This is a genomic window from Burkholderia sp. 4M9327F10, from assembly GCF_005503145.1.
Lineage (GTDB): Bacteria > Pseudomonadota > Gammaproteobacteria > Burkholderiales > Burkholderiaceae > Paraburkholderia.
Window position 1 is genome coordinate 1 of record NZ_SCNV01000003.1, and the last position, 13,799, is coordinate 13,799.

Sequence of the window (13,799 nt, forward strand, 5' to 3'; positions counted from 1 at the left end):
GACGCTATCGCCCAGCTGCGTGCCTACATCGGCCATTGGGAGCGCTGCATTGCGGACGACACGGCTCCGTTCTGCGTAGCGGGCATGCTTGGCGCCGAGCTCCCTTCGCTGCCCGAGGACGTGGCACAGGTGGTGAAAACGTTCTTCGACAGCCTGACCTTGTGGCTCGAACAGGTGTTCGAGTCGGGTGTGAAGAACGACCTCATCAAACTGGATTCATCGGTTCAAACCGAGGCTGCGACGCTCGTGTCGCTGGTCTACGGCGCCATGCTTGCTGCGCGGGCTTATGGGAATGTTGCGCTGTTTAGGGATGTGACCGGTGGGCTGCTGGAAAGGATGGTGAAGGGGCGGAAACGGGGACGAGCCACGTGATGTACGGCGGGGGCGATGTCATCTGGGTAGCCGGAATAAAGTCTGTGTCAGGTGGCTTTCGCTCGATTATTTTGATGACGTCATCTTGCGACTTGCGCGAGCCTCTCACGAATCGCTTTCGTCTGGGCCTGGACGGTTTCGCTACCCTCGGTTGTTTCTAGTCTCTAGTGAGATGGTTCGGTGGGATGTCGGACTAAGGCTTGATCTTGGCCGATGCCTGTGACGCGATTGTCGCTGTCATTGCAGGGACACGCTCCCTTTGGACAGGTTTTGTGAAGACAACCCGCTCTTAACCGCATGCCGTTTCTTTGTGCACAAGAGGAACGGCGACATAGTAATCCGCCAACGTTATCTGCACGATTAATATGACAAAAGCCGCTCAGGTTGCGACGGCAGCGCCACTGGTAAACGATAACTACGGTTAATCGCTTTCTTCGTATAAAACCTAAGCAGCTTTAGCGTAATACTAGATTTCGCCAGCGCACTCTTCGCAAAATGGTCATCCCAAGATCCGGGAGAACACGATGGTATCAAGGACGATTCCCTTTGCGGGGACTGCGCTGAGGATTCTATGTCTCTCAGCCCTTGCAATTCGGATGCTTTCTGGCTGCGGAACCTATTATGTAAACGCTGCAAATGATTTTACAGCCACAGCAGGGAAGCTAGGTCCTTTGGTCCAGCAGGCGGACGAGAGTCAATTGAACGCCGAGAATACTCTAAAGTTCACCCGCATTTCCAAAGATGCGTCTTGTCCAGTCCAATACGCAACAGTGTATGTTCGACGACTATCCGACACTTCATCTCAGCCGACCACGAAATTTATCGAAGGTCGTCTTGGTGTCGAGCAATCTATTAAGAATGCGAACGGTGGGCAGCTTCCGGAAAGCTGTCAGTTTTTGAAGGATTGCGAAAGTGATCCTTTAGCGCACGGACGCCAGTGCAGCAGCATATGCTATACGGACGAAGAGGTCCCCTGTCTCGATCAAATCGGAATTGCTGCCGTTAAGGTAAAAAACTCCAATGGATGGGCGCCATCGGATCTAACATATATAAGTAGTGCATTACAGGCAGTGCGATATCCTGAAACGCAGAGCGTCAGTAACAAGGCATTGTCGGATGCTCTCTCTTATTTTTCGCAGTATCTTGATCTCCTTAAAACTGCTGCAACACCGCAGCCCACGCGATTCGACAAGGTTCGTGATTCTCTAGGATTTGATCTAAAGCAATCCATCACACAAAATGCAGTCGGGCTTGCAGGGAAGATTGAATCTGTTCGCTCGGGATATAACGATGTTGCGAAGAAAATTTCGGATGTTCCAACCATTGGAGGCGTAGCAGATGCCAACCTGAACAAGGAGGTTGGTGTGTTTGGCGCCTTGGCCGATACTCTGAATACCATAGCGAGCACAGATGGTTCTGCGGCGCAAATAAAAAAGGTAGTTGAGGCGCACAAGGGTCAGTTAAATAGTGATGTAAGCGATATAGGAGCAGATTTGTCGTTGCAGGCAACGCGATCGTTCGTAGAGCAGGGGGTTGCGAACAACTCTATCCGTCAAGCCTACAAGATTAAATTTTCGAGCGCACAGAGTTCCATTGACCGCGCGGCGATTCTCAAGGAAATGTCTGAATATCCAGCACCGGATCAAGGTCATGCTTTGACGGTTTTGCTCGACGCCGATATAAAAGATGTCACTAAAAATATAATTGATGCACACAATACTCTTGTGCAGATGCTAGATAGTCCGACAAGAGATGATGAAGTCAAGAAACTGGAGGCAGGGTTGAAGAACATCAAGGAACTAGTAGCGGAAATATCAGCCATTATCGCTGTCTACAAATGAGGATGTGGCCATGACAACACTGAATGACCTGTCTTCGAAGTACGGAACGCTAGGTGCCTACTGCACATCGGCTGCAGGCAGTCCCGTCCCTCCTTTCGCAGGCTCTGATGCGGAAGCGCTGAATGGTAAGGCGCAGGATTCAATAAACGCGCAGGATTACATCAACGATCTTGTACAGCAGGCGACTGTTGTGCAGCAGCCGCATATCGACTCGTGCTCGTCGGCCCTGGACACGGCAATCGCTTCGATGGCGATGATCGGCAATGGTACTCCAGGCGGATTAAGCGCTGGTTTGGTAGTGGCTCAGATCGACAACGCGGTAAAAATTGGCCTGAATCTGCCGTAATTGAGCGATTTTTGAACTATGATGAAGTAACCCTTGCCGCCCGTAGAGTCGATACATTAGTCACGTTGTGTATTTATGTAAAGCAATTGCGATGCCGAAGATTGAATTGAATTCAGTCAACGTTGAGCGATGCGGGAGTCAACTATGCCTTACGTGCAGGGTTACACGCACGACGTGTTTATCAGCTATGCCCATGTCGACAATGTCGCTCTGGTATCGGGGCAGCGTTGGGTCGAAACTTTTCAACGCAATTTGAGCACGTATCTAAATCAAATCCTAGGGCGGCGGTCCGCTTCTATCTGGATGGACAAAGAATTAAACGGGAACGAGGAGTTTTCCGTTCAAATAGAGGCGGCGCTGCGTGAAAGTGCAACGCTTGTTGTCATCAGTTCAACGGGCTATCTGAAGTCGAAATGGTGTGAGCGCGAATACAATGCGTTTCTAGAAGCTGTAGAAAAAAAAGAGCGCTCAGGATCACGTATTTTTATTGTCGAAATTGACAGGCTTGATAGAAATAAATTGCCCGAAGTCTTCAGAAGCCGGATTGCCTACCCTTTCTGGAAACTGGACGAAAACGAAGAGCCGAAAACCTATGGGGTGCCGGTGGTTGACGGCTTGAAAGAACCTGAATACTTCGTATGGCTGAATAAACTGAGGCGTGAACTTGCGGAGGAGCTTGAGCGATTGGATCATGTTCCACAGGCTCAACGACCGCCCCGCCAGGCGATCTTTCTTGCCGAAGTCACGGACGACGTGGAAGATTACCGCGAGCAGGTGGAAGAATACGTGACGCAGGCGGGGCTGCGCGTCCTTCCCGACACCGCGTATCCACGCGACAATCAGGCGGAATATGAGCGTCGCATGATGGACGACCTGAAGCAGAGCAGAGCTTTTGTGCAACTGCTCGGCGCATATTCCGGTCGCAAACGGGTAGGTTGGAACGCTCGCCCGCTCATGGTTGAGTTCCAACAAGCGAGTGCGGCGGGATTGCCGATTCTTCAGTGGCGCAGCCGGGACCTCGACCTAGAAAAGATAAGGTCGTCGGCATCTGAGCATTTCGACATGCTTGTCGGGCAGCATGTGCGCGCGTGCGGCATAGAAGAGTTCAAGCGGGCAATCGTCGATGAGGTACAACGGCGCGAAATTGTAAAACCTGTGCCGTCGAAAGACATTCTCGTCTTTCTGAATACGGATCCCCAGGACCGAAAGTTTGCGGAGTCTCTTGGCGAGATGCTGCGGGCCGAAGGGGTGGGCTATTCGTTGCCGCTTCCCGGTGCTGGTCTGAGTGCCAAAGACTTACGTGAAGACCTTAACCTCAATCTGTTGACGTGCCACGGTCTGATCGTGGTCTATGCCACTAGTTCGGTGCTCTGGGTGCGGCGCCAACTCGCTTACTGGCTAAGAATCCTGAGTGAGCGAGAACAGCCGTTGAGCCTGCTTGGCTTGATTGAGGGGCCGCCGTCGTTCAAGGAGAACGTTAGCTTCGTTTTGCCAAAGATGCATACCCTCAATTGCCGCGACGGACTCCATCCAGACATCGTGAACGGGTTCGTGACTGCGCTTCTTAAAGAACTCCATGAGCGCGATACTCCTCTCTGCCCTGACTGAAATCGCTGGACCCTATCCGGGGCTGCGTCCATTTCGCTACGACGAGGCGGATATTTTCTTTGGGCGGGACCAGCAGACAGATCAGTTGCTCGAGAGGCTTCAACGCTCTCGCTTCATCGCCGCTGTTGGACCGTCTGGCTGCGGAAAGTCGTCTCTTGTCCGCGCGGGGCTGATCGCTGCTCTCGAAGCGGGATTTCTATCGGAGGCCGGCGCGCGGTGGAGGCTGGCCGAAATGCGACCCGGCCGCAAGCCATTCGAAAGATTGGCGGCAGCGCTGCTGGAGCCTGCCGCGCTAGGCGCGCATCGTTCGGCAAATGCGAGCGACGCTGCCGTGATGAGGGCGGTGCTACGACGAGGACCACTGGGGCTTGTCGAGGCTGTGCGGGAAGCACGGCTCCCGGAGCACCACAATCTGTTGCTGTTCGTTGACCAGTTCGAGGAGATTTTTCGTTTTCGTGATCAGGGACACGCAGACGACGCTGACGCATTTGTCGCACTTTTGCTGGCGAGCGCTGAGCAACGCGATTTGCCAATCTACGTTGTCGTGACAATGCGCTCGGATTTCCTTGGCGAATGTGCGTTGTTTTACGGATTGCCAGAGGCCATCAACGAGAGTCAGTACCTGACGCCACGCCTTACGCGCGAGCAAATCCGGGCCGCGATTATCGGTCCCGCGAAACTGTTCGAAGGCGAAATCGAACCTGCACTCGTGAATCATCTTGTCAACGAGGTTGGGCCTGACCCGGACCAGTTGCCGCTGCTCCAGCACGTTTTGATGCGAATGTGGAATCGCGTCGTCGAAAAGAAGCACCAAGCGGGGGAGGACTCTTCGACCGAACTGGTGGCGACAATGTCTGACTATGACGCCGTGGGTTCGCTGGCCAATGCGCTGGCCAGTCACGCGGATGAGGTTGTCGGCCTGATGACTAAACGGCAGCAGGAAATTGTGCGCGTTATGATGTCGAGGCTGACCGAACGCGGAGTGGGAAAGCGCGACATTCGCCACCCGGCTCGTATCCGAGACATTGCGAGCGTCGCGAATGTCTCGACGGCGGAGGTGATCGAGGTTGCCGAGCAATTGCGTCTGCCCGAACGGAGTTTTCTGACACCCCCACCGCCTGCTCCGCTCAGCCCTGGCACGATGCTCGATATCGGCCACGAAAGTCTGATTCGCAAATGGGACCGGCTTTATCGCTGGACTGATGAGGAAGCGGCCTCCGCCGCGATTTACCGCAGGATTTCTGAATCGGCGCAGGCGTGGAAGGAACGTGGATTCAAGTCCGGGCTATGGGTGCATCCCGACATTGATGAGGCGTTGCGCTGGAAGCAGAGTCGCAACCCAAGCAAGGCTTGGGCAACCCGCTATGGCAGCGATGATGAATATGACCTCGCGATCAGGTTTGTTGATGCGAGTGTGGAGGCGGCGGAACGAGCAGAAGCACAAAAACAAGAGGCGGTTGAGCGGGAAATTGCCCAGCGCATCCGTGAAAAGTGGTCGTTAATCTGGTACGCAGTATTGCTGGTTGGTATTGTAATTGCTGTCTTGCTTGCATGCTTTGCTGTGGTTCAGGAGAGGCGCGCCGATCGGCTTGCGAAGATTGCAAGCTCCCGCGAAGTTGCAACCAACGCGGTGGTTGCTGCACAGGGGGACGATCCGGAACTCGGTGTTTTGCTGGCCGTGGAAGCTGAGCGAATTGACAATATCGATCAGGCGGACGCGGCTCTCGAAGAGGCAACTCGTAGAAGCAAGCTTCGGCTGCAGAATCTGGTTGATGCTGGCGATGATCTTGTTCCACTTGCCAATGGCAAAGTGATGATTTACAGGCGAACTGTGTCCAACGGCCAGAATACTTGGGCTGCCGAGGTTCGCAGCCTCGATCCCAATACTAAACCGATAAAGATCGAAACAAACAGAACAGAAAAGCACGAGCCGATTTCAAACCCAGATGGCACGCTGCTACTGTTTGTGGATAGCTTAGGAACACTCCGGCTCGTCGACCAGAAGGGAAAGGTTGTTCAGACGTTCGAGGTGAATGCAAAAGACGCCTTCTTTGGACCTGATGGCAAAACGCTGGCTGCGGTTTCCGGTGATGGCACCTTGCACGTTTGGTACACGGCGTCGTGGCGGCCACTTGAGATGCATGGCGCGACTTCGGTCGAAGGGGGGCGACCGGAATTCAGCGACGATGGGACAAAACTGGCTACTCTGGGCCGCGACGGCAACTGGAATATCTGGGATACAACCACTGGTAGCGAGGTGCTGGCGTTCAAGTCAGGTGCCAGTGAGAGGGTGACGCCACCATCCACGCATGGCCCGAACTTCATCACAATTGTCATGGGCAACAAGATCGTATCGGTTAACAACAATGAGGCCGTAGAAAGTCAGACCGCTACGTTGAGCCCCGACGGTCAATTTATAGTGACGCCGCAAACGCCTGGTCGCGAGCTGCTTCGGCGCACGTCTTCCGGCGCTGTCCTCGCCACGATCGGCGATGCCGGCCATGCAGTTTCGTACAGTGTGTTCAGTGCCGACCACAAACAGATTCTAAGTACGGATCAAGCCTCTTCTCTTGTGAAGACGATGTGCCGGCTGAATATCAAGCTTCCCTCGAGTGACGCCCCCGTCGCACAGATTCGTTCAGTTGATAACCCAGACAAGGTCGCCAATCTGCCGCTTCCGAAAGATGAGGCGCCACTGTGCTCGGCGATTTTCAGTCCAGACGGCACGCAAATCGTGACGATTGCCGGAGGAGTGGCCCGGTTATGGCCGAATCCGCTTCAGTCTCGCAACGCGGGGGGCGAGGAGTCGTCGAGCAAACTGGTCGGCGACGATGTGCCTGTGCGAAGTGCGTGGTTCAGCAACGACGGGCGCTGGATTGCATCAATCAGCCAGGATGGGCGAGTTAGGCTTTGGGATGCGTCATCGCACCGGGTGATCGCGAGCTATCCAGCAGGCTCCGATGTTTTGTTATCGGTCATCAGCAATGATTCCAGCCGACTCCTCACATGGAGCAGTGACAAAGTGATGCGCATCTGGGACACGGTAGACATCGGCACCGGAGCGAACTTTTCCGACGTTCATACCAGCGTGGCCGACCCAACTGGTTGGGTTCAAGCACCCAATTCCGACTATGAACCCGCGATTTCGCCAGATCGCAAAACGGTACTTGCGATTGATGCCGATAATGTACCTGGAGTCTGGGATCTCGTGACGGGAAAACTGAAAGCTAGGCCAGGCCACGGCGCATATAAAGCAAAGCGGGCGACCTTCAGTGCCGATGGGCGATATATCCTCACGAAGGACTTCGATGAGTACGGTGCTACGCTCTGGGATGCGCAGACAGGCGATGCGATTCAGCAATTCAGGACACCCGCGGATAAGTTGTCTATTCCCATGTTCGGCGCACCTAACCAAGTATTTGGATGGTACAACCGGAGCACGGGGGACAAGGTGAAGGTGTGGACGCTCGACGCCAGGAACGCATTGACCGCCCCACCACTCGATATCAATCTTCCGGCGCCAACACGGTGTGTTACCCCCAGTCCAGATGGACACTGGCTGGTGGTATGCCAGGGCAGCACTGCACCCTCGGACGTGCAGAAGGGTTCTCCAGCGGCAATCAGAGTGTATGACCTTCGCGTCGCGGGACAGCCGCAGAGGACCCTGCTTAACGGACATACCGGAGAAGTCAAGGATATTTTCTTTAGTAGCGACGGGAAATTCGCCGTTTCCGCAGGCTACGACAAGACTGCGATCGTATGGGAAACCGCTACGTGGAAGCCGGTTTCCAAGCTCACAGGTCATGATTCGATCGTTGTTGCAGCGGTGCTGAGCGGCGACGACAAGCGCGCTGCGACAATCGATTCGTCCAACACCGTTCGCGTATTCGATACGAGCACGGGCAATCCGGTTTCGCTTACGGAATTGCGCGGTCACACAGGCACAGTCAGAGCGCTGGCGTTTAGTCCGGGTAACCACTGGCTCGTCACTGGAAGCGACGATCACTCAGTGCGCGTGTGGGATGTCAAAACTGGCCGGGCCGTCGCCGAATTTTATGGCCACACAGCACCGGTGATCGGCGTTACGTTTGACGGAAGCGAGAGTCTGATCAGGAGTGTCGGAGGCGACGGTTCGGTCCGCGAATATCACTGCGCGCAGTGTGTAGACCCAGACAAACTAAGGAGCATTGCCGAGGCGCGAATGGACGGACTCGGACGTAAGCTGACTGATGCTGAACGCAGGAAATACCTTCCCATATGATCGGGTATCGCGCTTCGGTTTGTTTCACCACGGGTATCGGCAACAGAGTAGATCAAATGACGGGTGCAAGCTTGAACGCTACCACTCATCGCTGCATTGCGATGCGTCGTACCTGCTTTTTCTAACTGGTGAGAAAATGGATCCTGCATTCGATTTGATGTGGCGACAATATCGGGGCTGGGCGATGCGAGCCGCTGGGATACGTTCCAACCTCGACCGCTGGCGGCTAATCACGCTCGGCTTGACGGTCGGTGGGGCTCTCGTCGCGACCCTGGCGTCACAGCTCCCGAGCGGCGCCAATGATGTGCTTTCGGTTGCGCGCGTGCTGAGTCTTGTCAGTGCGGCATCGATGGCCGCTGCCTCATGGACCGCGCGTACGATGCTCGATCCAATGCGCGAGAAGCAATGGATTCGGGCACGAGCACTTGCCGAGCGTGCCAAATCGGAGAGTTATCGTTATGCGACTCACAGCGCGCCGTATGACGGCCCCGATGGCGCCAAGAAGCTGTTCGCGAGAATCGATGCATTGACGAGCGAGGGGCAGGACGTGCCCCCTTGCGATTTGACAGACGAGGAAGCAAGCCGAAACAAGCCTGCATCGACGCTGTCCGTCGAAGACTACGCGGTGATCCGCGTAGAGCAAGAGATCACAGGCTTCTTCGAACCGAATGCTGCCGCCAACGAGCGACATGGGATTCTATGCACGCGGGCCGTGCAGACACTTAGTCTGCTTTCCGCTTTGCTAGCCGTTATTGGCGCGTCGATGCGGGGCATGAATGGCGAGGCTTGGGTCGCCGTACTTAGCACAGTGTCCGCCTCCATCGGTAGTTACGCGATGGCGAAACGTTACCAGCGTCTCGCTGCCACCTATCGGCTCGCCGCTGAACGGCTCCGACGACGCAAAGCGGAATGGGAGTTTGCGAAAACCTCGGATGGCGATCCTGCCGCGGACGAATCGTTTGTCAGCGATGCTGAGAATATCTTGAACGGCGAGAACCAGACTTGGGCAACCGATTTCCTAACGCAGGCGACGGCAACGCCAAAACCCGTCGCAACGGGAGATACGGTCTGACGGTTGCCTTACAAAATCTCCCGAATCCGGTGATACAACATCCCCAACTCAAGCGCCGGCCCGCGCAACGCCGGCCCGCCCGGAAAGCGCGCATGACGTAGCCTCGCAAACAGATCGAACGCCGCCGTATCCCCAACAATCGCCTGCGCAACCACGCGCCCAGCAATCCCGGTCAACGCGACACCATGCCCGCAAAACCCCTGCACATAAAAGTAATTCGGATCGATCGACCCAAAATCCGGCGCCCGGTTGCGCGTGACGTCTACAAACCCGCCCCATGCGAACTCAACTTTCGCGTCGGCCACTTGCGGAAACACATCCACCATCCGCTTGCGAATCTGCTCGGATAACTGCGCGGGCGCAGCACCGGTCGAACTGGCTCGGCCACCAAACAGCACGCGGTGATCCGCCGAGACACGAAAGTAATCGAGGAAGAAATTGTTATCGCACACCGCTTCGCGTCTTGCGATAAGTGCAGAGGCACGCGCCTCGCCAAGCGGCTCGGTAGCGACGATATACGAGGCGATCGGCGCAATGCGTGCGGCGATTGCCGCAGGCAGCGCATCGCCGGCGGTCGCGTTGCCGCATGCAACCACGAAGCGACAGCGCACTTCGCCGTTGGCCGTGCGTACCGCCGGCCGTGCGCCGCGCACGACTTCGATGACCGGCGAGTGAGCGAACAATAGCGCACCCTCGCGCCGCGCCGCGTCGGCGAGACCGAGGCAGTATTTGAGCGGATGCAGATGGCCGGAGAACGGATCGTAGACACCCGCCAGATAGCGTTGCGACGCGACGCGGGTGCGGATCTCGTCGGTATCGAGCCAGGAGAGCTTCGTGTAACCCATTCGCGACGACACCTGATCCATCCACGTCCGCAGATCGGGTACGCGCTTGGGTTTGGTCGCGACGGTCAGATAGCCTGAGGTGAAATCGCAATCGATCCCGTAACGCTCGATGCGTTCGCGCACCAGCGCGACGCCTTCCACCGACATCGCCCAGGCCGCACGCGCTCCGTCGAGGCCGAGCTGCTTTTCGATGATTTCGTCTTTCGCGAAACCCACCAGGGTTTGTCCGCCGTTACGACCCGACGCACCCCAACCGGGCCGGTGCGCTTCGAGCACCACCACGGACAAACCTCGCGCCCGGCATTCGAGCGCCACCGATAGCCCGGCGAAGCCTGCCCCGATCACGCACACGTCGGCCTCGAGCGCGCCCTCGAGCATCGGGTCGTCGACGAGCGGGCGCGCGGCGCTTGCTTCGTAATAAGAGTTGCGGATGAGCGCATCCGCGCGGCGGTCGAGGCTGTCAGTCATCAGAGCAAATCCTTCATTCGATACCAGGCCATCGCGAGGACGAGGGCAGGGGTACGCAGGGTAGCGCCGCCCGGAAAGTCGCGGTGGCGAATCTTGCCGAACAGGTCGAAGCGCGAGGCCTGGCCGTCGATCGCTTCGGCGATCAGCTTGCCGGCGAGTCCTGTGGTGTTGACCCCATGTCCCGAGAAACCCTGGGCGAAATATACCGTGGGCGAGAGCCGTCCGAAATGCGGCGCGCGATTCATCGTGATATCGACAAAGCCGCCCCACGCATAATCGACCTTCACGTCGGCCAACTGCGGGAAAGTCTTCAGCATATCGCGGCGCATCGCTTCGCCGAGATTGCGCGGCGCGAACCTCGAGTAGCTGACCTTGCCGCCCCACAGCACGCGGTGATCGGGGGCCGGCCGGAAATAGTCGAGCACAAAGCGGCTGTCGCAGATGGCCGCTTGCGCCGGCATCAAGGCCTGTGCGCGGGCCGGATCAAGCGGCTCGGTGGCGATCACATAAGTGCCCACAGGCATGATCTTGCGCGACACATCCGGCGCCAGTTCACCGAGCCAGGTGTTGCAGGCGAGCGCAACGAATTGCGCCTGTACCTGGCCGTGGGTGGTTTCTATCACATGCCCACCGCTCCCGTTGTTCTTGCTGCCAGCATTGCTGATGCGGGTCACACAACTGTCTTCGAAAATCTGCACGCCTGCGGCGCTCGCGGCGCGAGCGAGGCCCAGCGTGTAATTGAGCGGATGCAAATGTCCGCTGTCCGGGTCGAACAAGCCGCCCAGATAGCGCGTCGACTGGATATAGTGGCTTAAGCCGTCCTGCTCGATATAGCGGAAGCGGTCGTAGCCAAAGCGCGTTCGAGCCTCGTCGCGCCATTGCCGCAGCGCCGCGGCATCGCGCGGCTTGTTCGCCGCGTGGAAATAGCCGAAGCGCAGGTCGCAGTCTATCTGGTGCCGCGCGACGCGATCCTTGACGATTTCCAGCGTCTCGAGACCCATCTCCCACATGCGTTTGACGTCTTCCGCCGGCATGTGCCTGGCGAATGTATCCATATCGCACGCAAAACCGCCGATCAACTGGCCGCCGTTACGCCCGCTCGCAGCCCAGCCGACTTTCGATGCTTCGAGCACCGCGATGGAATAGCCGCGCTCGGCAAGGTTCAGCGCCGTCGAGATGCCGGTGAGGCCGGCGCCGATCACGCAGACATCCACCTTTAGCGTGCCGTTGAGCGGGGCGTGACGGGTCGTATCGTTGAGCGTGGCCGCATAGTACGACGCGGCGTGAGGCTGGTTTGCAAACCGGAGCATAGGCAGAAAACACACTAGATGCCGAGGTACGGCGCCGTGCTGCGTGGCGCCGTACTTCGGCGGTACAGGTTAGAACGCGTAGATGAACTGCGTGGCCAGCATGTCGTTAGACTTGCCGTACGAGCCGCTGTTGTGCAGGAACACGTCCTGGGTCGCCCAGTCGTGGCGGTATTCGACCTTGACGGTGATCTGCTGGGTCGGATAGAACAACAGGTCCAGCGCGACGTCCTGGTGGACCGCGCCCTTGCACTCGAAGCCCAGGCCGCCATTGGCCTTCGAATTTGCCAGGCAGTCCGCACCGATGCCGAAGCCGTTGGTCGGATCCATACCGTTGGAGTTCAGCGCAATCCCACCGCCGCCGCCGCCGTTCTTGGTGTCGGCGAGCACATCGTAGCGCGCGGTGACACCCATGCGGCCTACCGTCGGCAAGCTGAACTTGCGGTGGGCGAGCAGCGAGATGCCGTACCACTGTGCCTGGCCGCCGTTGAACGCTGCGTTCTGCTGCTGACCGTAATCGAGCTCGGCGTTGTACTGCACGTCGGCGAGGGTGTAGGCCGCGTCCGCTTCGGCGAAGAAGAACGTCCCGAAAGCGTTCGGCGCCGCACCGCCCACGCCGTACACAGCCTGGCCGCTGGAGTTGATGGCGGAGGCGAGCGTCTGCCTGCCGATATTGAACGAGCCACCAATATCCAGCGCGCTGGACCACGTGTAGTCGACGCGGGCCGTGAAGGTCGGGATCTTGTTGCTGGTCGTGATCGGGTCGCCCAGCGCATTCGTGCCCGTCTGCACCACCGAGCCATACGTGCGGTACTGCTCATTACCCAGCATGAACTTCCATGCCCAGTTGCTGTTGTCGCCGGTGTAGTTCACGCCTGCGCCCACATAGCTGCCCGGATCCGAGAAGTCATAGAGCAGGTTGTGCGTGAGCGTCAGCAACTGGTTCGACTGCTGCACCTCGTAGCCGCCGAAGCTGGGCATCAAGCCAGCCACAAACGTGGTCGTGGCCGTGACAGGCACCGTGACGACAGCCGTATTCAGGATGTCGAGCCCGGTGCTGCCGTGCTCGTTCTGCAGCAGCGTGATGCCGTTGCCGCGGTTCGGCATCAAGGTGATTTCAGCCGACGGCGCCATCGGGCCGACACCGAAGGTCTTCTTGATGTCGAGGTAGATGTCGCCGAACGTGCTGTTGAAGTAGTCGTAGCTGCTTTCGTGGTTGGCGAACAGGAACGACGAGCTGCTCAGATCGCGGTTATAGACGTAGGTCGGGTCGATATAGCCCGTCACTGAAAGGCCGGCAATCGGCCCCGTGTTCTGCGCGTCAACCAGCGAATCGACCTTCAACTGCTGATTGGCGATCTGCTGCTTCATCGCGTCGACCTGATCGTTGGTCAGCGTGGCCTGCGCCTTGCCGTAATCGGGCGACGAAATATCCACCGGCGCCGCAGCCACCGCCGGCGCTGCAGCGGGCGCCGCCGCCGGCGCGGCGGCTACCGTCTTGGGTTTGGCCGCGACCTCTGCCCGCAACTGTTTCACTTCCTTTTGCAACGAGTTCAGTTGCGCCTGCAGCGCCTTGATCTCGTCGCTAGTGGTGTCCGCCATGGCGATGCCTGGCAGACTCCCCGCCACTAGCAGGCAGATGAGTTTCTTTCTCATGCACATTCTCCTTGTTAGTCGTA

Annotated in this window: 9 protein-coding genes; 6 read left to right on the forward strand and 3 right to left on the reverse strand. The window is 57.5% G+C overall.

The genetic code is table 11. The annotated features are described in order from the left end of the window. The 6 genes from FFS45_RS04220 to FFS45_RS04245 all read left to right on the forward strand — a co-directional run. On the forward strand, positions 1–372 hold a 372-nt coding region (locus FFS45_RS04220), incomplete at its 5' end, for a TetR/AcrR family transcriptional regulator (protein WP_137953468.1). Between the two features lie 524 nt (positions 373–896). After that, positions 897–2,213 (forward strand): hypothetical protein, encoded by a 1,317-nt coding sequence (locus FFS45_RS04225; RefSeq protein WP_137953469.1) that lies wholly within the window; start codon positions 897–899, stop codon positions 2,211–2,213. A gap of 10 nt (positions 2,214–2,223) precedes the next feature. Continuing rightward, positions 2,224–2,559 (forward strand): hypothetical protein, encoded by a 336-nt coding sequence (locus FFS45_RS04230; protein WP_137953470.1) that lies wholly within the window; start codon positions 2,224–2,226, stop codon positions 2,557–2,559. A gap of 144 nt (positions 2,560–2,703) precedes the next feature. After that, positions 2,704–4,167: a toll/interleukin-1 receptor domain-containing protein gene (locus FFS45_RS04235; RefSeq protein WP_171029566.1), complete on the forward strand. Its 1,464-nt coding sequence runs from the start codon at positions 2,704–2,706 to the stop codon at positions 4,165–4,167. Next, a complete protein-coding gene (locus FFS45_RS04240) occupies positions 4,136–8,428 on the forward strand; it encodes an AAA family ATPase (RefSeq protein WP_137953472.1) in 4,293 nt (1,430 codons plus the stop codon). The genes FFS45_RS04235 and FFS45_RS04240 overlap by 32 nt, the downstream gene beginning before the upstream one ends. Before the next feature lie 136 nt (positions 8,429–8,564). Continuing rightward, complete coding sequence (locus FFS45_RS04245; protein ID WP_137953473.1) at positions 8,565–9,500, forward strand: DUF4231 domain-containing protein; 936 nt, start codon at positions 8,565–8,567, stop codon at positions 9,498–9,500. A gap of 8 nt (positions 9,501–9,508) precedes the next feature. Here FFS45_RS04245 and FFS45_RS04250 read toward each other — a convergent pair whose 3' ends face one another. From FFS45_RS04250 to FFS45_RS04260, 3 genes are all read right to left on the reverse strand, one after another. Continuing rightward, positions 9,509–10,813 (reverse strand): FAD-binding oxidoreductase, encoded by a 1,305-nt coding sequence (locus tag FFS45_RS04250; RefSeq protein WP_137953474.1) that lies wholly within the window; start codon positions 10,811–10,813, stop codon positions 9,509–9,511. Continuing rightward, the gene (locus FFS45_RS04255) at positions 10,813–12,123 is read right to left on the reverse strand and encodes an FAD-binding oxidoreductase (RefSeq protein WP_137953475.1); all 1,311 of its coding nucleotides are present in this window, start codon (positions 12,121–12,123) and stop codon (positions 10,813–10,815) included. Before FFS45_RS04255 ends, FFS45_RS04250 begins: the two co-directional genes overlap by 1 nt. 69 nt (positions 12,124–12,192) lie before the next feature. Beyond that, positions 12,193–13,776, reverse strand: a complete 1,584-nt coding sequence (locus tag FFS45_RS04260; protein ID WP_137953476.1) for a DUF3138 family protein — start codon at positions 13,774–13,776, stop codon at positions 12,193–12,195. Positions 13,777–13,799: the final 23 nt, after the last annotated feature.

What these genes read in the sequence shown, in the direction of transcription:
- FFS45_RS04225 (WP_137953469.1), top strand. Translation starts at nt 897, where the DNA reads ATGGTATCAAGGACGATTCCCTTTGCGGGGACTGCGCTGAGGATTCTA.
- FFS45_RS04230 (WP_137953470.1), top strand. Translation starts at nt 2,224, where the DNA reads ATGACAACACTGAATGACCTGTCTTCGAAGTACGGAACGCTAGGTGCC.
- FFS45_RS04235 (WP_171029566.1), top strand. Translation starts at nt 2,704, where the DNA reads ATGCCTTACGTGCAGGGTTACACGCACGACGTGTTTATCAGCTATGCC.
- FFS45_RS04240 (WP_137953472.1), top strand. Translation starts at nt 4,136, where the DNA reads ATGAGCGCGATACTCCTCTCTGCCCTGACTGAAATCGCTGGACCCTAT.
- FFS45_RS04245 (WP_137953473.1), top strand. Translation starts at nt 8,565, where the DNA reads ATGGATCCTGCATTCGATTTGATGTGGCGACAATATCGGGGCTGGGCG.
- FFS45_RS04250 (WP_137953474.1), bottom strand. Translation starts at nt 10,813, where the DNA reads ATGACTGACAGCCTCGACCGCCGCGCGGATGCGCTCATCCGCAACTCT.
- FFS45_RS04255 (WP_137953475.1), bottom strand. Translation starts at nt 12,123, where the DNA reads ATGCTCCGGTTTGCAAACCAGCCTCACGCCGCGTCGTACTATGCGGCC.
- FFS45_RS04260 (WP_137953476.1), bottom strand. Translation starts at nt 13,776, where the DNA reads ATGAGAAAGAAACTCATCTGCCTGCTAGTGGCGGGGAGTCTGCCAGGC.